The sequence below is a fragment of the Pseudomonas sp. F220 genome (genome assembly GCF_057813935.1).
In genome coordinates this window covers 1-25358 of the sequence record NZ_JBVASJ010000017.1, presented here as the reverse complement: position 1 = coordinate 25358, position 25358 = coordinate 1, and the positions used below count along the sequence as shown (strand labels likewise).

The following is a 25358-nucleotide window of genomic DNA, read 5'->3' as shown; positions in this document are numbered from 1 at the left end:
GATCACAAGGCGGCCAGCCCGCGCGCCAGATCTGCCTGCAAATCAGCGACATCTTCCAGACCGACCGCAATCCGGATCAGGCTGTCACGAATCCCGGCCGCCTCACGCTCTTGCGGTGCCAGACGGCCGTGAGAGGTGGTGCTCGGATGGGTGATGGTGGTTTTGCTGTCGCCCAGATTCGCAGTGATCGAAATCAGTCGGGTTGCATCAATGAAGCGCCAGGCGCCCTCTTTGCCCCCCTTGACCTCGAAACTCACCACCGCACCGAAGCCACGCTGCTGACGCTGAGCCAACTCATGCTGCGGATGGCTCTTGAGACCGGCGTAATGCACCTTCTCGATCCCGTCCTGCTGCTCCAGCCATTCGGCCAGAACCTGAGCACCGGCACAGTGGGCGCGCATACGCAGGTTCAATGTCTCCAAGCCCTTGAGGAAAATCCAGGCGTTGAATGGGCTCAGGGTCGGCCCGGCAGTACGCAGGAAACCAACCACTTCTTTCATCTGCTCACTACGGCCGGCAACCACACCGCCCATGCAACGGCCTTGGCCATCAATGAACTTGGTGGCCGAATGCACCACCACGTCAGCACCCAGCTTCAACGGCTGTTGCAGCGCCGGCGTGCAGAAGCAGTTGTCGACTACCAGCATCGCACCCTTGGCATGGGCAATCTCGGACAATGCCGCGATATCCACCAATTCGGCCAATGGGTTAGACGGTGATTCAACGAATAGCAATTTGGTATTGGCCTTGATCGCCGCATCCCAGCCGGACAATTGCGCCAGAGGCACGTAATCCACTTCGATACCAAAACGCTTGAAATATTTTTCGAACAGACTGATGGTCGAACCAAACACGCTGCGCGACACCAGCACATGATCGCCAGCGCTGCACAGACTCATGACCACCGCAAGGATCGCCGCCATGCCAGTTGCCGTGGCAACCGCTTGCTCAGCGCCTTCCAGCGCCGCGATACGCTCTTCGAACGAGCGTACCGTAGGGTTGGTGTAACGCGAGTAGACGTTGCCGGGCACTTCACCAGCGAACCGCGCAGCCGCATCGGCGGCCGTGCGGAACACGTAACTGGAAGTGAAGAACATCGGATCACCGTGCTCACCTTCCGGCGTACGGTGCTGACCGGCGCGCACGGCCAGGGTATCGAAAGCTACGCCGTCAAGGTCGCTGTCCAGCCGACCGGCATCCCAATCCTGACTCATGCTGCCTACTCCTTAGTCTTGTTTTCCAAATCAGTTGTTGTACAGGTCGATGATCGCGCTGACGGCCTGAGTCTTGACCTTGGAGGCATCGTTGCGTGCCTGCTCGATCTTGTTCAGGTAAGCCTCGTCGATATCGCCCGTCACGTATTTGCCGTCGAACACTGCACAGTCGAAGCTCTCGATCTTGACCTTGCCACCGCCAACCGCTTCGATCAGGTCCGGCAGATCCTGATAGACCAGCCAGTCGGCGCCGATCAGATCAGCAACGTCCTGTGTGGTGCGATTGTGTGCGATCAGCTCGTGAGCGCTCGGCATGTCGATGCCGTAGACGTTCGGGTAGCGAACAGCCGGTGCCGCCGAGCAGAAGTAGACATTCTTCGCACCCGCTTCACGGGCCATCTGAATGATCTGCTTGCAGGTGGTGCCGCGAACGATGGAGTCGTCCACCAGCATCACGTTCTTGCCGCGGAATTCGAGCTCAATAGCGTTGAGCTTCTGGCGTACGGATTTTTTCCGTGCTGCCTGGCCCGGCATGATGAACGTCCGGCCGATGTAGCGGTTTTTGACGAAACCTTCACGGAACTTGACGCCCAGGTGGTTCGCCAGCTCCAGCGCCGCGGTGCGGCTGGTGTCCGGAATTGGGATGACGACGTCGATGTCGTGCTGTGGACGCTCGCGCAGGATCTTGTCTGCGAGCTTCTCGCCCATGCGCAGACGAGCCTTGTAGACCGATACACCGTCGATGATCGAATCCGGGCGCGCCAGATAGACGTGCTCGAAGATGCAGGGAGTGAGTTTCGGGTTGATCGCGCACTGACGGGTGTGCAGCTTGCCGTCTTCAGTGATGTAGACCGCTTCGCCCGGTGCCACGTCGCGAATCAGGGTGAAGCCGAGCACGTCCAGGGAAACGCTTTCCGAGGCGATCATGTACTCAACGCCCTCATCGGTATGACGCTGACCGAAGACGATCGGACGGATGCCGTTCGGGTCACGGAAACCGACGATGCCATAACCCGTGATCATCGCAACCACGGCATAACCACCCACGCAGCGATTGTGCACGTCGGTTACGGCGGCGAAAACGTCTTCTTCGGTTGGCTGCAACTTGCCGCGCTGGGCCAGTTCGTGAGCGAACACGTTGAGCAGGACTTCCGAATCGGAGTTGGTGTTGACATGGCGCAGGTCAGATTCGTAAATCTCCTTGGCCAGTTGTTCAACGTTGGTCAGGTTACCGTTGTGCGCCAGGGTGATGCCGTAAGGCGAGTTGACGTAAAACGGCTGAGCTTCGGCCGAGGTCGAGCTGCCCGCGGTCGGGTAACGCACATGGCCGATGCCCATATGGCCAACCAAACGCTGCATATGCCGCTGATGGAACACATCACGGACCAGGCCGTTGTCCTTGCGCAGGAATAACCGGCCATCATGGCTGGTCACGATACCGGCAGCGTCCTGGCCGCGGTGCTGGAGGACGGTTAGCGCGTCATACAGCGCCTGATTGACGTTCGACTTACCGACGATACCGACGATGCCACACATGCGACGCAACCCCTACTTAATGGATCTGAACTGAACACAACTCACTGAGGCGTTTTGGCCGTCGGCAAGAGGTATTCCTTGAACGGTATTTCAGCGGGTACGCTGATACCGCTGGCAAGCCACTGACTGCTCCACCCAAGGATCAGGTTTTTGGACCAGTCTGCAACCAATAGAAATTTTGGCACGAGCTGTGACCCCTGCCACCACGCGTCCTGCTGTACCGGCCCCAGGCTCAACAGCCCGACCGCCACGACCACCAGCAATGCGCCACGCGCTGCGCCGAAGGCCGTGCCGAGAAACCGATCGGTCCCGGACAGGCCGGTGACGCGAACAAGCTCGCTGATAAGATAATTGATCATTGCGCCTACCAGTAAGGTGGCGACAAACATGATGGCACAGCCCGCGATCACGCGAGCCGAAGGTGTTTCGATGTATCCGGCGAGGTACTGGGCCAATGAGCCACCGAACATCCAGGCTACGACTCCTGCGATGATCCAGGTGAGCAGCGATAGTGCTTCTTTGACGAAGCCGCGACTCAAACTGATCAAAGCGGAGATGGCGATAATTGCAACGATCGCCCAGTCAACCCAGGTAAATGGCACAGTGCAGCCTACAGACAGATTAGGCGGCGCATTTTAGCAGAAGCGCATGCCTGTCGGTAAGCTTCGATTGTCAGCGCACTTCAAATCAGTGCAATAGCCTCAACCGCGCTCAGGCTGGAAGCGCACCACAAAACCCTTGAGGTTCTGCTGACGACCTAGCAAGTCCCGCAGACGATCGGCTTCAGCGCGCTCGATCAGCGGCCCGACGAACACCCGATTCTTGCCGTCCGCGGTACGGATGTACGCGTTATAACCTTGGCTGCGCAGGGTTTTCTGCAAGCTCTCGGCGCTTTCCCGACTGGACAGACTGGCCAACTGAACCGACCAGCTGACCGACAGACCATTGGCATCGACGCGACTTTGGCCCACATCGGGCTTGCTCGGCGCTGGCGCAACAGGCTGGGCCGCTGTGGGCTTTGGCGCTGGCGCGGGAGCTACAGGTTTGCTCGGTGCGGCCGGTGCTGACACTGAAGCAGCCGGTGCGATCGGCGAGGACGGTGCCTCTTGAGCCGCGATCTCTTCATCGCTCGGAACCGGCTCTTGCGGCAGACTTTGCGGTTCAGGTACGGCCACTGGCGCAACCTGCACCTGCGGCATGGCAGGCGCTTGAGGCGCAGCCGGTGCTTCAACGGTTATCTGACGCTGCTCATCCTGACGGGAAAACAGCATCGGCAAAAAGATCACCGCCAACGCCACCAGAACCAGAGCTCCGACCATACGCTGCTTGTAAGCGTTATCCAGCAAAGCCATTTGCGGCCTCCTCCGTGGAGCGCCGGGCTAACCATTCGAGAGCCTCGGCAACACAATAAAATGATCCAAACAGCAGAATTTCATCCTCAGCCGCCGCCTGGGCACACTGCTCTTCCAGCGCGGCAGCGACACTCTCATAGGACGTCGCTGACGCGCCAAGGTTCTGCAAGGCTGTTTGCAGATCCGCGACCGGGCGACTGCGTGCCGAATTCAGCGGGGCAACAGCCCACTGCTGGACACTACCATTCAACTCGGCAAGAACTCCATCGAGATCCTTGTCGGCCAGCAAACCAAACACCGCCAAACGCCTGCCCGCCAACGGACGACGAGCCAGGCGCTGAGCCAGATATTCCGCCGCGTGCGGGTTATGACCCACATCCAGCAGCAGATTCAGACGTTTGCCGTGCCAGCCAAACTGACGTCGATCGAGACGGCCGACCATCTGAGTTTTTTTCAACGCTTCGATGATCTGCTCCGCCTGCCAGGGCAAACCGAGCAACAGGTAAGCCTGCAGCGCCAGCGCAGCGTTTTCCATCGGCAGATCGAGCAAAGGCAAATCATGCAGCTCAACAGCATGGCCTTGCGCATCAAGGCCACGCCATTGCCAATTGTGCTCGGTGATACCCAGATCGAAATCGCGACCACGCAGGAAAAACGGGCAATTGAGCTCGCGCGCCTTGTCCAGCAAGGGTTGGGGGGGATTGAGATCACCACAGAGCGCGGGCGCACCCTGGCGGAAGATGCCGGCCTTTTCGAAGGCCACCGACTCACGGGTATTACCCAGCCAGTCGGAGTGATCAACGCCGATGCTGGTGACCAGCGCCAGGTCAGCATCAATCAGGTTGACCGCATCCAGACGACCGCCCAGACCGACTTCCAGCACCACTGCGTCGAGACCTGCACGCAGGAACAGCCAGAACGCCGCCAGGGTGCCCATTTCGAAATAAGTCAGGGAAATTGCGCCGCGACCGGCCTCAACCGCCACGAAGGCTTCGCACAGCTCAGCGTCAGTGGCTTCGACACCATTGACCTGCACCCGCTCGTTGTAGCGCAGCAGATGCGGTGAGTTGTAGACGCCGACCTTGAGCCCCTGCGTTCGCAACAAGGAGGCCACGAACGCACAGGTAGAGCCTTTACCGTTGGTACCCGTAACAGTGATCACCCGAGGCGCCGGCTTGCCCAGCCCCATTCGGGACGCTACCTCTTGCGAGCGCTCCAGCCCCATGTCGATGGCCGATGGATGTAACTGCTCAAGGTAGGCGAGCCAGTCGCCAAGGGTACGTTCGGTCATAGGTTTGCAGGCACCGGAGGGATCACGATCGACTCGATCGGGGCGGCGATGAATACCGGCGTCGACAGCCCCATCAATTGGGCCAGCAGGTTACCCAGACGCGGTCGCAGTTCCTGACGAGCAATGATCATGTCGATGGCGCCGTGTTCCAGCAGAAATTCACTGCGCTGGAAGCCTTCCGGCAGCTTTTCACGCACGGTCTGCTCGATCACACGCGGGCCGGCGAAGCCGATCAAGGCTTTAGGCTCAGCGACGATCACGTCACCGAGCATCGCCAGACTGGCGGATACACCACCGTAAACCGGGTCAGTCAGCACGGAGATGAACGGAATGCCTTCTTCACGCAGACGCGCCAGAACCGCCGAGGTCTTGGCCATTTGCATCAGAGAGATCAGCGCTTCCTGCATCCGCGCACCGCCGGAAGCAGCGAAACAGATCATCGGGCAGCGATTTTCCAGCGCATAGTTGGCGGCGCGAACAAAACGCTCACCAACGATGGCACCCATCGAGCCACCCATGAAAGAGAACTCGAATGCCGAAACCACCACTGGCATACCCAGCAGGGTACCGCTCATGGAGATCAGCGCGTCCTTCTCACCCGTCTGCTTTTGGGCAGCGGTCAGACGGTCTTTATATTTTTTGCCGTCACGGAATTTCAGGCGATCCACTGGCTCCAGGTCAGCGCCCAGTTCGACACGACCTTCAGCGTCGAGGAAAATGTCGATACGAGCGCGAGCGCCAATACGCATGTGGTGGTTGCACTTGGGGCAAACATCCAGGGTCTTTTCCAGCTCCGGGCGATACAGCACGGCGTCGCAGGACGGGCATTTGTGCCATAGACCTTCAGGCACCGAGCTTTTCTTCACCTCGGAACGCATGATCGAAGGGATCAGTTTGTCTACTAACCAGTTGCTCATGCTTTCTTTCTCCAGTACCGGCGGCCCGAACGTTTGACGTTCGAAGCCCCGAGTATGCCCTTGAGCTAAATTCATGTGTGCGGCGATGATCGTTTCGCTACCGCGGTCAGCGCGAGGCTTGACCTGCGTGTAGCCCAACAAACCCTCAGCCATCTCGGCACCCGCTCCAGAGCGGTTGCCACTTCGATTTCGGCCCGTCCAGCGACGGTGCCAGCCTGTTTTGTACAGTGGTGTTATGGACGGCGGCAGACTGCCAGCCGTCACATCGACTACGTGCTGCTACGTACGGCCTGTATAAACGCACGAATCTTTGCGTGATCCTTGATGCCTTTGCTCTGCTCCACCCCACCACTGACGTCCACCGCATACGGATGGACCTGCGCAATAGCCTCAGCCACGTTCTTCGCAGTCAGACCACCCGCGAGGATGATCGGCTTGCTCAGCCCCTCCGGTATCAATGACCAGTCGAAGGCTTCACCGGTACCACCAGGAACACCTTCGACATAGGTATCCAGCAAAATCCCGCTGGCGCCCGTATAAGCCTTGCAACTGGCGGCGATGTCATCGCCTGCCTTGACCCGCAGCGCCTTGATGTAAGGACGGTGATAGCCCTCGCAATCAGACGGTGTTTCATCGCCGTGAAACTGCAACAGATCCAGTGGCACCGCATCGAGAATCTCACCGAGTTCGCAACGGCTGGCATTGACGAACAGGCCAACGGTGGTCACAAACGGTGGCAGCGCGGCGATGATCGCCCGCGCCTGCTGCACATTCACCGCCCGCGGGCTTTTGGCGTAAAACACAAAACCAATCGCATCCGCCCCGGCGTCGACCGCTGCCAACGCATCTTCTATGCGGGTAATCCCACAAATTTTGCTGCGAACGGCTGACATGTCGTTTGAACCTCAGGACTGATCCGAGAAAGCCCCGGATGGTAACAAATGCTTTTCCGGGCGTCAGCCGTCAAGTTCCGAGAATCCAGTCAGGAAATGTGGACCGATGAAACGCTCAGGCAGTTCGAATTCGTCGTGGTACTCAACCTGTACCAGATACAGCCCGTATGGATGGGCTGTCACGCCACCGGTTCGGCGAATACGGCTTTCGAGCACTTCCTTGGCCCACTCCACCGGCCGCTCACCGGCACCGATGGTCATCAGCACCCCGGCGATGTTACGCACCATATGATGCAAAAATGAACCGGCCCGGATATCCAGCACAATCATCTTGCCGTGCTGGGTTACACGCAGGTGGTGGAGTTTCTTGATCGGTGACTTGGCTTGGCACTGACCGGCGCGAAACGCGCTGAAATCGTGAGTCCCAACCAGATGCTCGGCGGCTTCGGCCATACGCTGTACGTCCAGCGGGCGATGGTTCCAGGTAATTTCCTGATTCAAATGCGCCGGACGAATCTGATCGTTGTAAATCACGTAACGGTAGCGCCGGGCAATCGCCTTGAAGCGCGCATGGAATTCGGCCGGCATGACCTTGGCCCAGCTCACGCTGATATCGTGGGGCAGATTGATGTTGGCACCCATGACCCAGGCCTTCATCGAGCGTTCGGCCTGGGTATCGAAATGCACCACTTGCCCGCAGGCATGCACGCCAGCGTCGGTACGTCCGGCGCACATCAGCGATACCGGAGAATCGGCGACTTTGGACAAGGCATTTTCAAGGGTTTCCTGCACCGTCAAAACGCCGGAAGCCTGACGCTGCCAGCCGCAATAACGCGAACCTTTGTATTCAACACCCAGAGCAATTCTGGAAAAGCCTGCGGCCGCCATTTCGGCGGCCGCGTTATCTATATTTGCCAAGGACTTACAGCCTGCTAATTGACGCAAAGGTGCCCATTATAAGGCCCCGAGACCGAGACGCCATGTTCACGCCGCTTTTAGTTTCATGCTTCAATTTTTTGATCGCCACCGCATACAACGATTGCATCCAGCCTAACGACACCGCTATATATATTTATATACAGCGAAACTCAAAAAACACCACTACCGAGACCCGATGAATGACCGCCATACACAAAGAAGCCGTTGGCCTGATCTATAGCCTGGAAGGCATGCGTCATGCAAAACGCAAGACTTGGGAAGCCATCGAAGAAATGGCCAGGCGCATCAAGCCCGGCATGCTTGAATCCGAAGCCAAAGTGCTGGGCCTGGAGGTTTTGCAAGAACTGGGCATGGACCGCATCTGGCATCCGCTGCTGATCCGCTTCGGCGAGAACACATTAAAAACATTCAAACAGCGCTCCGAAGGCGATCCGGCACTGGGTGAAAACGACATTTTCTTTATCGACCTCGGCGTGGTCTGGGATCAGCATGAGGGTGACTCCGGCGCGACCTTCACCACCGGCAACGATCCCGAGATGCAAGCCTGCGCCGCGGCTGCCAAAACCCTGTTTGATCAGGTTCACGACTATTGGCGAACCCATCAGGTGGCTGGCCCTGAGCTGTATCGCTACGCCGACGAGCAGGCAACAGCCATGGGATGGGCGTTGAACCTGGACATCAAAGGCCATCGCGTCAGTGATTTCCCCCACGCAATCTATCGCGCTGGGGATCTCGGAAATTTCGAAGCCTGCCCGAATGTTGGCCTGTGGATTCTGGAAATCCAGATCGCCCACCCTACTCGTCCGTTTGGGGCGTTTTATGAGGATTTGCTGGCCTGACTCGCGCACTAGCATGGGGTACCAGGGGTCTAGCGGCCACAGAAACAACAACGGCAGCCTCAATGGCTGCCGTTGTCGTTAAAGCGGGAGCGATTTATCAGGCCAAACGCGCCAGCATTTCCTTGGCTTCGCTTTTCTGGCCATCAGTGCCCTCGGCGATCACTTCACTGAGGATATCCCGCGCACCATCGCTGTCGCCCATATCAATGTAAGCCTGAGCCAGGTCCAGTTTGGTAGTGACCTCATCGGTACCCGAAAGAAAATCGAACTCAGGCTCGTCAGCGTCAGCAGCCATATCCGCGGCCGTAAAACCTGGCTCGGCGAACGGCTTGGCGATAGGCGGTTGTTCCAGGCTTTGTGACAGACGATCCAACTCGGCGTTGACGTCATCGAGCTCGCTAGCGAACGCATCCGGCTCGGCTTGCGCATCGATTTCATCGGCCAGAGACAGATCGAAATCAGCTGGCAGCTCCAGATCATCGATTGGCGCCTCGGTACCCGTTGGCGTTTCAGTGACCGGCAGGTCTTTCAGGTCATCGTCAAGGCTCAGCAGGAACTCGTCATCGGCCAGCGTTGCGGTCGGCATGTCGCCGTCGAGATCAAGATCGAAATCCGACAGATCGTCCAGGCTCTCCTTCGCTTCAGTCTGCTGCTGCAAAACCGATTCGAAGCTCAAATTGTCATCCAATGGAAAGGCCTCGAGCGCAGGCTCAGGCGTTACCACCGCAGGAGAAGCCGCTTCCAGGTCATCCAGGCTCAGATCAAAGTCCGTATCAAACTCATCATCCGCTGCAACCGCGGCCGGGGCTGGGGCTGGGGCTGGCGCTTCAGGCTCATCAAGCAGCAAATCCTTGACGTATTGTGCGTCCAGCTCAGCAGCCACCGCCGCCGCGCCGAGGCCTGCGACAGCCGCGATTGCAACCATCGACGGGAAACGGCTTTTAAGCTGTTCGACTTCAGCGTAATTTTTGCCATTGGCGACTAACTTACGCTCTTGAGCAACAAACGCGTCACGGTCGCCCTGCTCGCCATAAACCTCCATCAGCTTCAAGCGTAGGTCGCTGCGTTGCGGCTCCTGCTTGATGGCGCCTTCCAGAATGTCGGCAGCCTGATTCAGCCCGCCGCGCTCGATATGCGCTTGCGCTTGCGCCAGAACGTCGCCTGAACGCTCAGCCGCAGGCGCTACCAGCGGTGCGGCAATAGGCGCCACAACCACAACGGGAGCAATGGGCGCTGGAGCTGGAGCTGGAGCTGGAGCTGGAGCTGGAGCGAGTTTGACGCTTGGCGGTGGAACCTCAAGGCCTTCGAAGCTGCTTTCCGGCAGATCCAAATCGGTAGAAAACTCCGACTCCTCCGACAAGGCACGGGCCATGCGCAGATGCTTTGCAGCCTCTTGCTGAGCCTTGCGACGACGGGCCAACAACAGCAGCAACAGCAGAACCACTATCGCACCACCACCGACCAAGCCCATCAAGACAGGATTGGTCAGCAGATCGTTGTATTTAGACTCTTCTGCAGGCGGAGTCACCGCCTGAATCGGCGCCTCGGCAGGTACAGTAGCAGGCGTGGCAACATCAGCCGCCGGCGTTGCTGCCCCTTCTGCCGCAGACGGGGCAGCTGGCGGATTAGCGACCAACTCTGCCGGCATCGCCGCTGAAGGCTGAGCAACACCCGCGCCTTCGGCTTGCAACTTGGCCAATTGATTGTTCTTCAGCTCGATCAGCCGCTGAAGCTTGTCCATTTGGCTTTGCAGATCCGTCATGCGACTTTTCAGCTCGGCGTTATCGCGTTTGGTCGTATCGAGGCTTTCCCGAGTCACAGCCAACTTGTTGCTCAGCGCCTTGCTATCGCCCGCCGCACCTTTACCGCGCGCTTTGCCGGAATCAGCGGAAACCAGACTCAAAGTATCTTTGACTGCCGTTTGCGACCGCGCGGTATCGTCACTCGCGCGTTTGGTGGCATCCAGTTGCTGTGGTCGTGCAACTGAACGACGGCCCTGACGCCAGGCAGTATTCTGCGCAGCCACTTCGGCAATGGCCTTAGGTTGCGCCAGACTGGTGCTTTGTACTGAGTCCGGCAGACGCAACACCTGACCGGTTTTCAGCCGGTTGATATTGCCGTCGATAAAGGCATCCGGGTTCAGCGCCTGAATCGCCAACATGGTCTGCTGGACCGAGCCGCCGTTACGAGCCTTCGCGGCAATCTCCCAAAGGGTGTCGTGCCGCGTAGTGGTGTATTGCGCAGGCTTGCCCGCCCCGGTGAGCGGAGCTGTGACCGCAGCAGCTTGAACGGGTGCTGACTGGGCGGCGGCTTCGGCAGTTTGCGGGGAGAACTTCGAAGGATCGAGCAACACACTGTAGTCACGCAGCAGACGGCCGTTAGGCCACATCACCTGCACCAGAAACTTGACCATTGGTGCGGACAGCGGCTTGCTCGAAGTCACGCGCAAAACGCTTTTGCCACTGGCATTGAGTACCGTGGTGAAGGTCAGGTCGTTGAGGAACGCCTGACGATCGACACCCGCCTTGGCGAACTCTTCCGGTGGTGCCAGGCTCGGTACCACTTCGGCAGCGGTGAGATCCTTGACATCAAGCAGTTCGATTTCTGCTACCAGCGGCTGGTTCGGAGTCGACTTCAGGGTCAATTCCCCGAGCCCAAGGGCCTGCGCCATACCGGAGGACAGCGCCGAGGCGGCCGCAATTGCTAACACCAGTTTGCGAACTTGAACCATAGCCTCATCCTTTGTTTGAACATTCCTCGGCCAGCGAGAAGGTGTAGTAGCCGCTGCCATAAGGCATTGCGCACAGTGCTGAACCTGCACGCGATTATTTCATTCATGCCCTTGGAAGCCCCAGACAGCGGCTCGCCTCCAGCAACAAACGGCCAAGCATAGCGCCCAGCTAGAATCATCCTGCAAATTGTTGCCAAGTATCTTTTACAGAAGGTCTTTTATCAACAACTCAGCCAATTGCACAGCGTTGAGCGCAGCGCCTTTGCGTACGTTATCTGACGTCAGCCACAGATTAAGTTCCGCCGGGTCATCGACTCCGGTCCGAACCCGTCCGACATAAACCACATCCTGCCCCACCGCATCACCCACTGCGGTCGGGTAATCACCCGCTTCGACCAGCTCGATACCCGGAGCAGCGTCCAGTGCCGCGTTGACCTTCGCGAGGTCAATTTCGGTCGCCGATTGCAAGGTCACGGTAAAGCTATCGCCAAAAAACACCGGGGCTTGAACACACGTAACAGAAATCTTTAACAAAGGCTCTGCCAGGACCTCACGCAGCTCACTGACCAGGCGCTTTTCCAACATCGTGTGGCCTTGAGCATCAGGGGTGCCGACCTGAGCTAAAAGGTTAAAGGCCATCTGCCGATCAAAGAATCGCGGCTCCAACGGGCGAACGTTGAGCAATTCGGCGGTTTGCCGGGCCAGTTCTTTAACCGCTTCGCGACCTTGGGAGGAGACTGCCAGGCTGGCCGTCAGGTTGACGCGCTGAATGTCGAGCAAACCACGCAATGGCGCCAACACTACCGCCAGCGTGGTGGCCGACGCGCTAGGGCTGCTCAGCTGTACTGGCTTTTTCAAACCGGCCAGCACATGGCCGTTGGCTTCTGGAACGACTTGTGGCGCTTGCGTGGCAGGCAAGGCACCGGACAAATCGATCACTGCGCAACCAGCAGCCGTAGCACGAGGCGCAAAACTCAGCGTAACCGCGGGGCCGGCAGCGAAGAACACCAACTGAACCTTGCTGAAGTCGAATTCGTCGACTTCACGCACCCGCACATTCTTGCCGCGGAACGGCACCGAATGCCCCGCTGACTCACTGCTGGCCAACAAGTGCAAATTGGCGACAGGGAAATCACGCTCTTCAAGAATCTGGACGAGGGTTTCGCCGACAGTACCGGTGGCGCCGATCACGGCAATATCAAAGGACTGGCTCATGTTGCTACCTCAGGCGAAACAGGGGAGCGGCACTTTACCGGGGGTTTGAGGGACAGGCAATTGGCCGCGTTTTTTGTGGTGCCCGCCCCAGCCCCATCGCGGGCACGCCTCGCTCCTACAGGGCTTGTGTCGACCGCGGAATTTGTGCACGACATACAACCTGTAGGAGCGAGGCTTGCCCGCGATGACCGCCTGCCCGGCAACGCAGCCTTCCCCGCTGACAGCAACAAAAAACCCGCACCTCTTTCAAGGCACGGGTTCTTTCATTGCATCAATCGATCAACGCTCAAGCAGAATCCGCAACATGCGACGCAGCGGTTCGGCCGCGCCCCACAGCAGTTGGTCGCCAACGGTGAAGGCACCGAGGAACTGCGACCCCATGTTCAGCTTGCGCAGACGGCCAACCGGCACGTTCAGGGTACCGGTGACCTTGGTTGGGCTCAGCTCCTGCATGCTGATCTCACGCTGGTTCGGCACCAGTTTGACCCAAGGGTTGTGCTGGCTGATCAGCCCTTCGATATCGGCGATCGGCACGTCTTTGTTCAGCTTGATGGTCAGCGCCTGGCTGTGGCAGCGCATCGCGCCGATCCGCACGCAGATGCCGTCGACCGGGATCGGGCTCTTGAAGCGACCGAGGATTTTGTTGGTCTCGGCCTGGGCCTTCCACTCTTCGCGGCTCTGACCGTTCGGCAGCTCTTTGTCGATCCACGGGATCAGACTGCCAGCCAACGGCACACCGAAGTTTTCGGTCGGGTACGCGTCACTGCGCATGGCTTCGGCCACTTTGCGGTCGATGTCGAGGATGGCGCTGGCCGGGTTGGCCAGTTCATCGGCGACAGCAGCGTGGGTCGCGCCCATCTGTTTGATCAGTTCACGCATGTTCTGCGCGCCGGCACCGGAGGCCGCCTGATACGTCATGGCGCTCATCCACTCAACCAGACCGGCTTCGAACAAGCCACCCAGGCCCATCAGCATCAGGCTGACAGTGCAGTTGCCGCCGATGTAGTTCTTGGTGCCAGCGTCGAGTTGCTGGTCGATGACCTTGCGGTTCACCGGATCGAGCACGATCACTGCGTCATCCTGCATCCGCAGGCTGGAAGCGGCGTCGATCCAGTAACCCTGCCAGCCGGCTTCGCGCAGTTTCGGGAAGACTTCGCTGGTGTAGTCGCCACCCTGGCAGGTCAGAATCACGTCGAGGGTTTTCAGCTCTTCAATGCTGTAAGCATCCTTCAGCGGAGCAATATCCTTGCCCACGGACGGACCTTGGCCACCGACATTGGAAGTGGTGAAAAACACCGGCTCAATAAGATCGAAATCCTGCTCTTCCAGCATCCGCTGCATGAGCACGGAACCGACCATACCGCGCCAACCGATCAGACCTACACGTTTCATCGCAACTACACCTTTTACAAAAAGTGGGCACGCTTGCCGGCATCAGCGACAAGCGGGGCCCAAGAGATTACAGATTCCGCAGCGCGGCGACTACTGCGTCGCCCATTTCCTGCGTACCGACTTTGGCACAACCCACCGACCAGATATCGCCAGTGCGCAAACCTTGATCCAGCACCAGGCTCACGGCTTTCTCGATGGCATCAGCGGCATCCAGCAGATTGAAACTGTAACGCAGCATCATCGATACCGACAAAATAGTCGCCAACGGGTTGGCAATGCCCTGCCCGGCGATGTCCGGGGCCGAACCGTGGCACGGCTCGTACATGCCCTTGTTGTTGGCATCCAGCGACGCCGACGGCAGCATGCCGATGGAACCGGTGAGCATCGACGCTTCATCAGACAGGATATCGCCGAACAAGTTGTCGGTGACGATCACGTCGAATTGCTTTGGAGCGCGCACCAGCTGCATCGCGGCGTTGTCGACGTACATGTGGCTCAGCTCGACGTCCGGATAGTCCTTGGCCACTTGCTCGACCACTTCACGCCACAGCTGACTGGAGGCGAGTACGTTGGCCTTGTCCACCGAGCAGAGCTTTTTGCCGCGCACACGCGCCATGTCGAAACCGACACGGGCGATACGACGAATCTCGCTTTCGCTGTAAGGCAGCGTGTCGTAGGCCTGGCGCTCGCCATTCTCCAGCTCGCGGGTGCCGCGAGGCGCGCCGAAATAGATGCCGCCGGTCAGTTCGCGGACGATCAGGATATCCAGACCCGCGACGATTTCCGGCTTGAGGCTCGATGCCTCGGCCAGTTGCGGGTAAAGAATCGCCGGGCGCAGGTTGCCGAACAGTCCCAGTTGCGCACGAATTTTCAGCAATCCGCGCTCTGGACGAATGTCACGCTCAATGGTGTCCCACTTCGGGCCGCCTACAGCGCCGAGCAGCACCGCATCGGCAGCGCGCGCGCGAGCCAGGGTTTCATCAGCCAAAGGCACGCCGTGCTTGTCGATGGCAGCGCCGCCGATCACGTCATGGCTCAATTCAAAACCCAGCTGATACTTGTCGTTGGCCAGCTCCAGCACCTTGACCGCTTCGGCCATGATTTCCGGGCCAATACCGTCACCTGGGAGAATCAGAATCTGCTTGCTCATGCTTTCCTCATTTCATCTGTCGGTGTGCCCGCGGGCTCGCGGGCTCGCCGGGGAAAAATTCTATCGTTCGGCGCTTATCTTTCAGCCATCAGCACCAGTACATCCGTACTGAACGAACCATCGGCCTCAATCTCGAAATACTCGCGCACCTCAGCGCCCATGGCCTGCTGCAACTCACGGATTGCTACCCGCAGCGCTTGAGGTGTACGCATGCGCTCGACCCAAGAGCTGTACTCCAGGCGCAAACGCTGACGAGTCGTGCTGCGGGTATGCAGACCCGCTTCGCTGACCTGACGCAACCACTCACCGGCAGAATAATCGCGCACATGGCTGGTGTCGCGCAGCACTTCGACGGTTTGCAGATACGTGTCGAACAACGGGCTACCCGGCGACAACACATCGATAAACGCCGCCACCCCGCCCGGCTTGAGCACCCGCCGCACTTCGCGCAGGGCCAGACCGAGATCGCTCCAATGGTGCGCCGAATAACGGCTGAAGACGAAATCAAACTCGCCATCGGCGAACGGCAAACGTTCGGCGGCGCCCAGCACAGTCGTTACGTTGTTCAAACCACGATCAATCGCCGCGCCAGCCACTACGTCGAGCATCTGCTGGGACAGGTCGTAAGCCACGACTTCTTTTACCAACGAAGCCACATGAAAACTGACATGGCCAGCGCCGCAACCCAGATCCAGAACTCTTGCATCTGAGCGCCCAGCCAGCTCGGCCTGTAGCAGCGCGAACTCAGTGCCTTGAGCGTGCACGGCGCTGCTCAGATAGGCCGCAGCCTGTTCACCGAATTGCTTTTGTACCACTTGGCTATGCTGGGGACTGCTGGTCATGGTGACTTCCTTTTAGGGTGAGTCTTGTGTTGTGTGTGCGACCGTCATCGCGAGCAAGCCCGCTCCCACATTAGATTGGGTATGGCTTCAGTATCCCGCCCGACACAAATTTAGTGTGGGAGCGGGCTTGCTCGCGATGAGGCCGGAACTGCCTACAACAATTTCGAATCAATCAAGCGTCGCGAAACAACCAAGGCTGGCTCGCGCGGTGCTTGGCTTCGAAGGTCGCAATCGCTTCATGGTCCTGCAGGGTCAAGCCGATATCGTCCAGACCGTTGAGCAGGCAGTGTTTACGGAATGCGTCGATCTCGAAGCTCAAGACCTTGCCGTCCGGACGGGTCACCGTCTGGGCTTGCAGATTGACCTGCAACTGATAGCCAGGGTTTGCTTCGACCTGCTGGAACAGCTCATCGACTTCGGCATCGCTCAAGATGATCGGCAGCAAACCGTTCTTGAAGCTGTTGTTGAAGAAGATGTCGGCATAGCTCGGCGCGATGATGCTGCGGAAGCCGTATTCTTCCAGCGCCCACGGCGCATGCTCACGGCTCGAGCCACAACCAAAGTTCTCCCGGGCGAGCAACACGCTGGCACCTTGATAACGTTCGGCGTTGAGCACGAAATCCTTGTTCAACGGGCGCTTGGAGTTGTCCTGGTACGGTTGACCGACATCCAGGTAGCGCCACTCATCGAACAGGTTCGGGCCGAAGCCGGTGCGCTTGATCGATTTGAGAAACTGTTTTGGAATGATCTGATCGGTGTCGACGTTGGCACGATCCAAAGGCGCGACAAGACCAGTGTGCTGGGTAAAAGCTCTCATGTTTACTGCGCTCCCTGGATCAATTCACGGACGTCGATGAAACGACCGTTGACGGCGGCGGCGGCGGCCATGGCCGGGCTGACCAGGTGCGTACGACCACCGGCACCCTGACGGCCTTCGAAGTTGCGGTTGGAGGTCGATGCACAGTGCTCGCCCGACTCCAATCGGTCCGGGTTCATCGCCAGACACATCGAGCAACCTGGTTCACGCCACTCAAAACCGGCCTCGAGGAAAATTTTGTCCAGGCCTTCCGACTCAGCCTGCGCCTTCACCAGACCCGAACCCGGGACCACGATCGCCTGTTTGATGGTCGAGGCCACTTTACGGCCCTTGGCGATCACCGCCGCAGCACGCAAATCCTCGATCCGCGAGTTGGTGCAGGAACCAATGAATACGCGGTCCAGCTGGATATCGGTGATCGCCTGATTGGCGGTCAAACCCATGTACTTCAAGGCGCGTTCGATGGAGCCGCGCTTCACCAGATCGGTCTCTTTGGCCGGGTCCGGCACGTTCTGATCGACCGCGAGCACCATTTCTGGAGACGTGCCCCAGCTGACTTGCGGCTTGATCTGGGTGGCGTCGAGCTCAACGATGGTGTCGAACTTCGCATCAGCGTCGGACACCAGATCTTTCCAGGCTTCGACGGCCATGTCCCACTCCGCGCCTTTCGGGGCAAACGGACGGCCTTTAACGTAGGCGACGGTCTTTTCGTCCGCTGCGACCAAACCAACCCGCGCACCGGCTTCGATGGACATGTTGCAGATGGTCATGCGGCCTTCAACCGACAAATCGCGAATCGCGCTACCGGCGAACTCGATGGCGTGGCCGTTGCCACCGGCAGTACCGATCTTGCCGATCACTGCGAGGACAATGTCTTTGGCCGTCACGCCGAACGGCAATTGCCCTTCCACGGAAACCAGCATGTTCTTCATTTTTTGCGCGACCAGGCACTGAGTGGCAAGCACATGCTCGACCTCGGAAGTGCCGATCCCGTGAGCCAAGGCACCAAATGCACCGTGGGTCGAGGTGTGGGAGTCGCCACAGACGACGGTCATCCCCGGCAAAGTTGCGCCCTGCTCGGGGCCGATCACGTGGACGATGCCCTGACGGATGTCGTTCATCTTGAATTCGACAATGCCGTATTCATCACAGTTATCGTCGAGGGTCTGGACCTGCAAACGCGAGACCTGGTCGACAATGGCTTCGATGCCGCCTTTACGCTCCGGGGTGGTCGGTACGTTGTGGTCTGGGGTCGCGATGTTGGCATCGATGCGCCAAGGCTTACGCCCTGCCAGACGCAGGCCTTCGAAGGCCTGCGGCGAGGTCACTTCATGAATGATGTGACGATCGATATAAATCAGCGCAGACCCATCGTCGCGCTGTTTAACCAAATGCGAATCCCAGAGCTTGTCGTAGAGCGTTTTGCCGGCCATCAGACGGTCCTCATCAGCTTGTTTCTATGCCGTGGGTTTTGAGCATTTCAATAACCCCTTGGCTTGTGAGGTCGATCCTATGGGGTTACATTAAATAACTCAAATTCATATTTTTTATGCTTTGGATAACCATTTGGAATACGACCATGGACCTGGCCAACCTCAATGCTTTTATCGCGATCGCCGAGACCGGTAGTTTCTCCGGCGCAGGCGAGCGCTTGCACCTGACACAGCCTGCGATCAGCAAACGCATTGCCGGGCTGGAGCAGCAACTCAAGGTGCGGTTGTTCGACCGGCTCGGCCGTGAAGTCAGTCTGACTGAAGCCGGGCGCGCCCTGCTGCCTCGGGCCTATCAGATCCTCAATGTGCTGGATGACACCCGCCGAGCGCTGACCAATCTGACTGGCGAGGTCACCGGCCGTCTGACCCTGGCCACCAGCCACCACATCGGTCTGCATCGCTTGCCGCCATTATTGCGGGTCTTTACCCGGCGCTATCCAGAGGTAGCGCTCGACATTCAGTTCCTCGATTCGGAAGTGGCCTACGAAGAAATTCTCCATGGTCGCGCCGAGTTGGCCGTGATCACTCTCGCGCCGGAACCCCACACGCTGGTGCAGGCGACACCGGTCTGGGATGACCCGCTGGACTTCGTTGCCGCCCCCGAACACCCGCTGGTCAGCAATGGCGTGGTCAGCCTGGCCGACATCGCACTGCATCCGGCGGTATTCCCTGGTGGCAACACCTTCACCCACCATATCGTCCAGCGCCTGTTCGAAGCGCAAGGATTGACACCGAATATCGCCATGAGCACCAACTATCTGGAAACCATCAAGATGATGGTCTCCATTGGTCTGGCCTGGAGTGTTTTACCGCGCACCATGCTCGATGATCAGGTGGCGCGCATTCCTTTACCGGGCATACAGCTCACTCGCCAGCTAGGCTATATCCTGCACACCGAACGGACACTGTCGAATGCTGCGCGGGCTTTCATGGCCTTATTGGATGCACAAATCGATTTGCCACGGATCCAGGCATAAGTTGTGCTAACCCGTTATGGCCTGGAACCCTCGCGCTAAATGCCTCATTCAGCTTAAGGCCCGCTGCCAATGTACAAACCCGCTGACCGCACCCGCAAACCCATGCCCCCTATGCCGCGTATTCAGGCGCTCGACCCAAAAACGTCGGAACAGAGCTGGGAGAGCGCCCCGCAATTGCTCGCCGCGCTGAACGGCGCGCACCTGGGCGCCTGGTATTGGGACATAGAACGCGGGCAAATCAGTTGGTCAAGCGGCACTCAGGCCTTGTTTGGCTTCGACCCCCGGCAACCGCTGCCAGCCGATCTGGAATATCTGGACCTGCTGCCCGTTGAGGATCGGGCCAAAGCGATGCGCGCCTTCCATGCCGTGGTCGCTGGAGGGCCACTGGAGCAGGTGATGCATCACCGAATCCGCTGGCCGGACGGGAGCCTGCATTGGCTGGAGATAAACGGTAGCCTGCTGCCGGACAAGAACGGCAAACCGAGAATGATCGGCGTGATCCGTGAAATCACCCATCAACGCCAGCGCGAACAAGCCTTGAGCAGCTCGGAAAAACGCTTCGCCACGCTGTTTCATCTGTGCCCGAACATGGTGCTGCTGACCCGCCAGGAAGACGGTTTAATCAGCGAGGCCAATCAGTATTTCGAAAGCCTGTTCGGCTGGCCAGTGCAAGATGCGATCGGCCGCACCACGCTGGAGCTGGGTCTTTGGGTCCATCCGGAACAGCGCGCCCAACTGATCAAAGCCACCAAAGCCAAAGGCGAACTGATCAACATGGAGGTTCAGTTTCGTGCCAGCAGCGGGCAAATTCACGACGGCATTCTCAGCGCGCAAAAGGTCGAGCTGGAGGGTCAGCCCTATCTACTCAGCACCTTCCTCGACACCAGCGAACGCAAAAACGCCGAGCAAGCACTGAAAGACAGCCAGGAGCGCCTCGACCTGGCATTGGACTCTGCCCAACTCGGTACCTGGGACTGGCACATTCCCAGCGGCATGCTTTATGGCTCGGCACGGGCCGCACAGCTTCATGGTCTGGATCCCAAGCCCTTTCACGAACCCTTCGATGCGTTTTTTGAAGGCGTTCCCGATGAAGAGCGCGATAGCATGCGCGACGCCTATCGCAGCCTGCGTGAAGGACCGGCAGGCAGTTATCAGTTGACCTACCATGTGCAGCTGGCAGACGGCAGTTCGCGCTACCTGGAAAGCCGGGCCCGGCTCTACCGCGACGAAGACGGTAATCCGTTTCGCATGGCCGGCACTCTACTGGACATCACCGAGCAGGTGGAACGCGAGCAACGCCTGGTCACTTCCGAAGAGAAATTCGCCAGTCTGTTCCAGGTCAGCCCGGACCCGATCTGCGTGACCCACCAGGACACCGGCCAGTTCATCGAGATCAACTCCAGTTTCACCCAGACATTTGGCTGGACTGCCGCCGACGTCATGAATCGCAGCACCGATCAGATCGGGCTCTGGGACAATACAGGGAAGCGCCAGCAACGCATCGAGCAAGTCATCCGCGAGCAGGCGCTGAACAATGTCGCAGTGATTGTTCATCACAAAGACGGCCAGTCCCTGACCTGCGTGATCTCAAGTCGCCAGATCAGCGTCGGCGACCAACCCTGCATCGTCACCACCCTGCGCGACATCACCCAACAGCAACGCTCCGAGGCCGCGCTCAAGGCCAGCGAAGAGAAGTTCGCCAAGGCATTCCACTCAAGCCCCGACGCCATCACCATCACCGAGCGCGACACCGGGCGCTATCTGGAGGTCAATGACGGTTTCTGCCGGTTGACGGGCTACCGTGCGGACGAGGTGGTCGGGCGCACGGTGTATCAGATTGGCATCTGGGCCGAGGAGAAACAGCGCTCGACCTTGCTGGCGGAATTGCAGATAAAAGGCCGGGTTCATCATCTGGAAATGCTCGGCCGTAACAAGCGCGGGGATATTCTCACGGTCGAGGTATCGGTCGAGCCCATTACCCTGAATGAAACACCGTGCCTGCTACTGACGGCGCGGGACGTCAGCCTTTTGAAGAATGCCGAGGCGCAAATTCGCCATCTGGCCTACCACGACCCTCTGACCAACCTGCCCAACCGTGCACTGCTGATGGACCGCCTGAGCCAGCAAATAGCGCTGCTCAAACGGCATAACCTGCGTGGCGCCCTGCTGTTTCTCGACCTCGATCACTTCAAGCACATCAACGACTCCCTCGGCCACCCGGTCGGCGATACCGTGCTGAAAATCATCACCGCCCGGCTTGAGGCCAGCGTACGCATGGAGGACACCGTCGCGCGCCTTGGCGGCGACGAGTTTGTGGTATTGCTCAGCGGCCTGGAAGGCACACGAAGTGAGGTCAGCGATCAAGTGCGCGAGCTGGCCGACACTTTGCGCGAGCTGCTGTCCGAGCCCATGTTTCTCGATGGTCAACGGTTGCAAGTCACGCCGAGCATCGGCATAGCCTTGATCCCCGACCACGGCTCGACCCCAAGCGACTTGCTCAAGCGCGCGGACATCGCGCTCTACCGGGCCAAAGATTCCGGGCGAAATACCACGCAAATGTTCCACAGCACCATGCAAAAAGCCGCCAGCGAGCGATTGCGCATGGAGACCGACCTGCGCCTGGCCCTCTCGCGAGGCGAGTTCAGCCTGCACTTCCAGCCACAAGTCGACGCGCGCGGCAACCGCATAGTGGGCGCCGAAGCACTGGTTCGCTGGCAACACCCAAAACTGGGGGCGCAATCCCCCGCAGAGTTCATCAAAGTCCTGGAAGAGAGCGGGCTGATTCTGGAGGTCGGCACCTGGATTCTCGATGAGGCCTGCCAGGCCTTCCGCCAACTGATCGACGAGGGCCGGATCGACCCACTCAATTTCAGCCTTTGCGTGAATATCAGCCCACGGCAATTTCGCCAGAACGACTTCGTCGAACGCATCGAACGCAGCCTGAGCAACCATCAACTGCCCTACTCACTGCTGAAACTGGAGATCACCGAAGGCATCGTGATCCAGAACCTCGATGACACCATCAGCAAGATGCGCCGCCTGAAAAAACTCGGGGTCAGTTTTGCCATGGATGATTTCGGCACTGGCTACTCCTCGCTGACCTACCTCAAGCGCCTACCCGTGGATGCGCTGAAGATCGATCAGTCCTTCGTCCGCGACGCAACCAACGACCCGAACGACGCGGAAATCATTCGCGCCATCGTCGCCATGGCCCTCAGCCTTGATCTGGCAGTGATTGCCGAAGGCGTGGAAACCTCGGAGCAGCTTGAGTTCTTGCAAGGTCTGGGCTGCCATTTGTATCAAGGCTACCTGCACAGCCGGCCGTTACCGCTGGACGAGTTCAAGAAGCTGCTCAAATAAAGGGCATTAAAAAGGGCTCCGGAGCGCCCAATACCGGTCAGTTAAGCGAACGCAGCCTTTGTAGGAGCGAGCTTGCTCGCGATGGACGTTAACGATGACGCGTGTTTGCTGGATAAACGCGTCGCCCTCAGATCCATCGCGAGCAAGCTCGCTCCTACACATACCCTTAACTGACTGGCGTTAGCCAAAGCGCCCGTTCTTAATGCGACGTGGTTCGTTTGAACGATCCTCAGGCCGCTTTGGTGTTCTGAATGCCCAGCAAACGCCCGACCTGATCCAGATCGGTTTCCCGACGCATCGCCGTGAACAGCTCAACCGCCTCAGGATAATTACGTGTCAGCATCGCCAGCCATTGCTTCAAACGCCCCGGCGCAGAGCGTGGTGTCAGTTGCGCGACGGCTTGCGCCCAGAACTCCTGAAGCATCGGCTGCAGATCGTCCCAGGACATCTCGACAACCTCTTCACCGGCCTGCGCCGCGGCTATCTGCCGCGCCAGGTCCGGACGCGACACCAGCCCACGACCGAGCATGATGTCTTCGACACCGCTGATCTCACGGCAGCGGCGCCAATCTTCGACGCTCCAGATATCGCCATTGGCAAACACCGGCACTTTGACCACTTCCTGGACGCGTGGAATCCACTCCCAATGGGCAGGAGGCTTGTAACCGTCGGTCTTGGTGCGGGCATGCACAACGATGTGCGCAGCGCCGCCCTCAGCCAGGGCCGTGGCACACACCAGTGCGCCGTCCGGGCTGTCGAAGCCCAGGCGCATCTTGGCCGTCACTGGAATATGCGCCGGCACCGCACGACGGACTTCAGCGACGATTGCGTTCAACAGTTCCGGCTCTTTGAGCAGCACCGCACCACCGCGAGACTTGTTGACGGTCTTGGCCGGGCAGCCGAAGTTCAGGTCGATAACTTGTGAGCCCAGCTCGCAGGCCAGTGCAGCGTTTTCCGCCAGGCATACCGGATCAGAGCCGAGCAATTGCACGCGCAACGGCACGCCGGCAGCGGTCTTCGCGCCGTGGAGCAACTCAGGGGCCAACTTGTGAAAGTAAGCCGGGGTCAGCAGACGATCGTTGACGCGGATGAATTCGGTCACGCACCAATCGATCCCGCCAACGTGGGTCAAAACGTCCCGAAGGATGTTGTCGACCAACCCCTCCATGGGCGCCAAAGCAATTTGCATGGATAACACTCAACGAAAAACACGGGCAAAAAAACGTGAGGCAGTTTACTGGGTTTCGCGTGGTAAACCCACGCCCGCGTAGGAGCTGCCGCAGGCTGCGATCTTTTGATCTTCGGCGGCTCCAGCAAAGTCAAAAGATCGCAGCCTGCGGCAGCTCCTACACCGCGACGTGCAACGCTGGGCCATAGCCCTCGATAAACTCCGCCGGCATACGCTTGGGCTTGCCGCTGGACAGCTCGATACACACGAACGTGGTCTGGGCCCGGAGCAAGGTGGTGTTATCGCTTGGGCGGACCAATTGAAAGCGTCGGGTCATTTTCAGACGCTGATCCCAATCGACGATCCAGGTCGCCAATTGCACTTCATCACCCTCGTAGGCAGCCGCCAGGTAATCGATCTCGTGGCGTACCACGGCCATCGCCCGATCCAGCCGTCGGTACTCGGTCAGGTCCAGCCCCAAGCGCTGCGAATGACGCCAGGCGCAGCGCTCGAGCCAGGTGACATACACCGCGTTATTGGCATGCCCGAGCCCGTCGATGTCTTCGGCATCCACCTGCAGATCAATGATAAATGGCGTTGCCAGATCCCAGCCCATGCCCCACTCCCCAGTCAGATAAATTCGACCGAGGCAGTGTAACGGATGCTCAGGCGGATTGGCGCGATTGCAGACTGCGTCCGGCGAGCAAAGCCAACACCCCTTCGATCAGACGCGGGTCAGCCAATACACGCTGATGGCCGCCCTCTTGCAGTCGCAACAGACGGCTGTCGAACCAGGCCTCGTGAATCAACTGCGATTCATTGACCGGAACAAAGCAGTCATCCTCGGCATGCACGATCAGCCCTGGCATATCCAATTGATAGTGGGCCACATCGAGCCGGGACGCCGGCATGCCGACCTCCTGCTCAACTTGCCGGATAAACGCCGAACGCGCCGCTGGCGGCAAGCGTACATACCGGGCGAAACCGCGCAGCACACCCAATATGCGGGCTGGAGCTGCAATGCTGACCAGGGTTTCAGTACGCAAGCCCAACTGGACCGCCAGCATGGCACTGGCGCCGCCCATGGAGTGACCGATGACGGCCTGTAATTGGATGGACTCGCCCGCGCCGAGGCGTCAATGCGCCACGGGGGCAGTCTAAGAAGCCACCGACAGCGAGGGCGAATCCATGAAAAAGAATACGACGGTTAAACAGTCCCTGTCTTCAACCGA

At 59.0% G+C, this 25358-nt stretch carries 20 protein-coding genes and 1 pseudogene; 3 read left to right on the top strand and 18 right to left on the bottom strand.

Features of this window, described 5'->3' with window-relative positions:
* Positions 1-2: 2 nt before the first annotated feature.
* The 8 genes from ACZYSM_RS16230 to truA all read right to left on the bottom strand — a co-directional run bounded on the left by ACZYSM_RS16230 (position 3) and on the right by truA (position 8091).
* A complete protein-coding gene (locus tag ACZYSM_RS16230) occupies positions 3-1214 on the bottom strand; it encodes an O-succinylhomoserine sulfhydrylase (RefSeq protein WP_489072488.1) in 1212 nt (403 codons plus the stop codon).
* 30 nt (positions 1215-1244) lie between these two features.
* A complete protein-coding gene (purF, locus tag ACZYSM_RS16225; RefSeq protein WP_489072487.1) occupies positions 1245-2750 on the bottom strand; it encodes an amidophosphoribosyltransferase in 1506 nt (501 codons plus the stop codon).
* A 41-nt stretch (positions 2751-2791) separates the two neighbouring features.
* On the bottom strand, positions 2792-3352 hold the full coding sequence (locus tag ACZYSM_RS16220) for a CvpA family protein (RefSeq protein WP_489072486.1): 561 nt from the start codon (positions 3350-3352) through the stop codon (positions 2792-2794).
* A 99-nt stretch (positions 3353-3451) separates the two neighbouring features.
* On the bottom strand, positions 3452-4102 hold the full coding sequence (locus ACZYSM_RS16215; protein WP_489072485.1) for an SPOR domain-containing protein: 651 nt from the start codon (positions 4100-4102) through the stop codon (positions 3452-3454).
* The gene (gene folC, locus ACZYSM_RS16210; protein ID WP_489072484.1) at positions 4086-5393 is read right to left on the bottom strand and encodes a bifunctional tetrahydrofolate synthase/dihydrofolate synthase; all 1308 of its coding nucleotides are present in this window, start codon (positions 5391-5393) and stop codon (positions 4086-4088) included. Before folC ends, ACZYSM_RS16215 begins: the two co-directional genes overlap by 17 nt.
* Entirely contained in the window at positions 5390-6310 is a 921-nt protein-coding gene (accD, locus tag ACZYSM_RS16205) for an acetyl-CoA carboxylase, carboxyltransferase subunit beta (protein ID WP_489072566.1), read from the bottom strand. Before accD ends, folC begins: the two co-directional genes overlap by 4 nt.
* Before the next feature lie 269 nt (positions 6311-6579).
* Entirely contained in the window at positions 6580-7203 is a 624-nt protein-coding gene (locus tag ACZYSM_RS16200; RefSeq protein WP_489072483.1) for a phosphoribosylanthranilate isomerase, read from the bottom strand.
* A 63-nt stretch (positions 7204-7266) separates the two neighbouring features.
* Positions 7267-8091: a tRNA pseudouridine(38-40) synthase TruA gene (gene truA / locus ACZYSM_RS16195; RefSeq protein ID WP_489072564.1), complete on the bottom strand. Its 825-nt coding sequence runs from the start codon at positions 8089-8091 to the stop codon at positions 7267-7269.
* Between the two features lie 230 nt (positions 8092-8321).
* Here truA and ACZYSM_RS16190 point away from each other — a divergent pair, with 230 nt between their 5' ends.
* Positions 8322-8981: a M24 family metallopeptidase gene (locus ACZYSM_RS16190; protein ID WP_489072482.1), complete on the top strand. Its 660-nt coding sequence runs from the start codon at positions 8322-8324 to the stop codon at positions 8979-8981.
* 97 nt (positions 8982-9078) lie between these two features.
* On the opposite strand, the gene ACZYSM_RS16185 is transcribed toward ACZYSM_RS16190, so the two are convergent.
* From ACZYSM_RS16185 to leuC, 7 genes are all read right to left on the bottom strand, one after another.
* Positions 9079-11712 carry a motility hub landmark protein FimV gene (locus tag ACZYSM_RS16185; protein WP_489072481.1) on the bottom strand — a complete coding sequence of 878 codons (2634 nt, stop codon included), beginning with the start codon at positions 11710-11712 and terminating at the stop codon, positions 9079-9081.
* A gap of 204 nt (positions 11713-11916) precedes the next feature.
* On the bottom strand, positions 11917-12927 hold the full coding sequence (locus tag ACZYSM_RS16180) for an aspartate-semialdehyde dehydrogenase (protein ID WP_489072480.1): 1011 nt from the start codon (positions 12925-12927) through the stop codon (positions 11917-11919).
* A 279-nt stretch (positions 12928-13206) separates the two neighbouring features.
* On the bottom strand, positions 13207-14319 hold the full coding sequence (gene asd, locus ACZYSM_RS16175; RefSeq protein ID WP_191489025.1) for an aspartate-semialdehyde dehydrogenase: 1113 nt from the start codon (positions 14317-14319) through the stop codon (positions 13207-13209).
* 67 nt (positions 14320-14386) lie between these two features.
* On the bottom strand, positions 14387-15469 hold the full coding sequence (gene leuB, locus ACZYSM_RS16170; RefSeq protein ID WP_489072479.1) for a 3-isopropylmalate dehydrogenase: 1083 nt from the start codon (positions 15467-15469) through the stop codon (positions 14387-14389).
* A 74-nt stretch (positions 15470-15543) separates the two neighbouring features.
* Positions 15544-16311, bottom strand: a complete 768-nt coding sequence (locus tag ACZYSM_RS16165; RefSeq protein ID WP_489072478.1) for a class I SAM-dependent methyltransferase — start codon at positions 16309-16311, stop codon at positions 15544-15546.
* A gap of 172 nt (positions 16312-16483) precedes the next feature.
* Complete coding sequence (gene leuD / locus ACZYSM_RS16160; protein WP_489072477.1) at positions 16484-17128, bottom strand: 3-isopropylmalate dehydratase small subunit; 645 nt, start codon at positions 17126-17128, stop codon at positions 16484-16486.
* A 2-nt stretch (positions 17129-17130) separates the two neighbouring features.
* Complete coding sequence (leuC, locus tag ACZYSM_RS16155) at positions 17131-18561, bottom strand: 3-isopropylmalate dehydratase large subunit (RefSeq protein ID WP_489072476.1); 1431 nt, start codon at positions 18559-18561, stop codon at positions 17131-17133.
* 146 nt (positions 18562-18707) lie between these two features.
* On the opposite strand from leuC, the gene ACZYSM_RS16150 reads away from it, so the two are divergent.
* Together ACZYSM_RS16150 and ACZYSM_RS16145 are read left to right on the top strand one after the other, a co-directional pair.
* Positions 18708-19598 carry a LysR family transcriptional regulator gene (locus ACZYSM_RS16150; RefSeq protein WP_489072475.1) on the top strand — a complete coding sequence of 297 codons (891 nt, stop codon included), beginning with the start codon at positions 18708-18710 and terminating at the stop codon, positions 19596-19598.
* A 69-nt stretch (positions 19599-19667) separates the two neighbouring features.
* The gene (locus ACZYSM_RS16145; RefSeq protein WP_489072474.1) at positions 19668-22958 is read left to right on the top strand and encodes an EAL domain-containing protein; all 3291 of its coding nucleotides are present in this window, start codon (positions 19668-19670) and stop codon (positions 22956-22958) included.
* Between the two features lie 229 nt (positions 22959-23187).
* Here ACZYSM_RS16145 and ACZYSM_RS16140 read toward each other — a convergent pair whose 3' ends face one another.
* From ACZYSM_RS16140 to ACZYSM_RS16130, 3 genes and pseudogenes are all read right to left on the bottom strand, one after another.
* Positions 23188-24147: a tRNA dihydrouridine synthase gene (locus tag ACZYSM_RS16140; RefSeq protein WP_489072473.1), complete on the bottom strand. Its 960-nt coding sequence runs from the start codon at positions 24145-24147 to the stop codon at positions 23188-23190.
* A gap of 157 nt (positions 24148-24304) precedes the next feature.
* The gene (locus ACZYSM_RS16135; protein WP_489072472.1) at positions 24305-24742 is read right to left on the bottom strand and encodes an acyl-CoA thioesterase; all 438 of its coding nucleotides are present in this window, start codon (positions 24740-24742) and stop codon (positions 24305-24307) included.
* A gap of 49 nt (positions 24743-24791) precedes the next feature.
* Positions 24792-25253 (bottom strand): annotated as a pseudogene (locus tag ACZYSM_RS16130) (alpha/beta fold hydrolase); the annotation flags it as partial.
* Positions 25254-25358 lie beyond the last annotated feature (105 nt).

Excerpts from the sequence above, each read along its gene's own strand:
- leuD (WP_489072477.1), bottom strand. The coding sequence starts at position 17,128 with ATGAGAGCTTTTACCCAGCACACTGGTCTTGTCGCGCCTTTGGATCGT.
- ACZYSM_RS16215 (WP_489072485.1), bottom strand. The coding sequence starts at position 4,102 with ATGGCTTTGCTGGATAACGCTTACAAGCAGCGTATGGTCGGAGCTCTG.
- ACZYSM_RS16145 (WP_489072474.1), top strand. The coding sequence starts at position 19,668 with ATGTACAAACCCGCTGACCGCACCCGCAAACCCATGCCCCCTATGCCG.
- ACZYSM_RS16185 (WP_489072481.1), bottom strand. The coding sequence starts at position 11,712 with ATGGTTCAAGTTCGCAAACTGGTGTTAGCAATTGCGGCCGCCTCGGCG.
- ACZYSM_RS16180 (WP_489072480.1), bottom strand. The coding sequence starts at position 12,927 with ATGAGCCAGTCCTTTGATATTGCCGTGATCGGCGCCACCGGTACTGTC.
- ACZYSM_RS16140 (WP_489072473.1), bottom strand. The coding sequence starts at position 24,147 with ATGCAAATTGCTTTGGCGCCCATGGAGGGGTTGGTCGACAACATCCTT.
- ACZYSM_RS16200 (WP_489072483.1), bottom strand. The coding sequence starts at position 7,203 with ATGTCAGCCGTTCGCAGCAAAATTTGTGGGATTACCCGCATAGAAGAT.
- purF (WP_489072487.1), bottom strand. The coding sequence starts at position 2,750 with ATGTGTGGCATCGTCGGTATCGTCGGTAAGTCGAACGTCAATCAGGCG.
- leuB (WP_489072479.1), bottom strand. The coding sequence starts at position 15,469 with ATGAGCAAGCAGATTCTGATTCTCCCAGGTGACGGTATTGGCCCGGAA.
- accD (WP_489072566.1), bottom strand. The coding sequence starts at position 6,310 with ATGAGCAACTGGTTAGTAGACAAACTGATCCCTTCGATCATGCGTTCC.
- truA (WP_489072564.1), bottom strand. The coding sequence starts at position 8,091 with ATGGCGGCCGCAGGCTTTTCCAGAATTGCTCTGGGTGTTGAATACAAA.
- ACZYSM_RS16165 (WP_489072478.1), bottom strand. The coding sequence starts at position 16,311 with ATGACCAGCAGTCCCCAGCATAGCCAAGTGGTACAAAAGCAATTCGGT.
- asd (WP_191489025.1), bottom strand. The coding sequence starts at position 14,319 with ATGAAACGTGTAGGTCTGATCGGTTGGCGCGGTATGGTCGGTTCCGTG.
- ACZYSM_RS16150 (WP_489072475.1), top strand. The coding sequence starts at position 18,708 with ATGGACCTGGCCAACCTCAATGCTTTTATCGCGATCGCCGAGACCGGT.
- leuC (WP_489072476.1), bottom strand. The coding sequence starts at position 18,561 with ATGGCCGGCAAAACGCTCTACGACAAGCTCTGGGATTCGCATTTGGTT.
- ACZYSM_RS16190 (WP_489072482.1), top strand. The coding sequence starts at position 8,322 with ATGACCGCCATACACAAAGAAGCCGTTGGCCTGATCTATAGCCTGGAA.
- ACZYSM_RS16135 (WP_489072472.1), bottom strand. The coding sequence starts at position 24,742 with ATGGGCTGGGATCTGGCAACGCCATTTATCATTGATCTGCAGGTGGAT.
- ACZYSM_RS16230 (WP_489072488.1), bottom strand. The coding sequence starts at position 1,214 with ATGAGTCAGGATTGGGATGCCGGTCGGCTGGACAGCGACCTTGACGGC.
- folC (WP_489072484.1), bottom strand. The coding sequence starts at position 5,393 with ATGACCGAACGTACCCTTGGCGACTGGCTCGCCTACCTTGAGCAGTTA.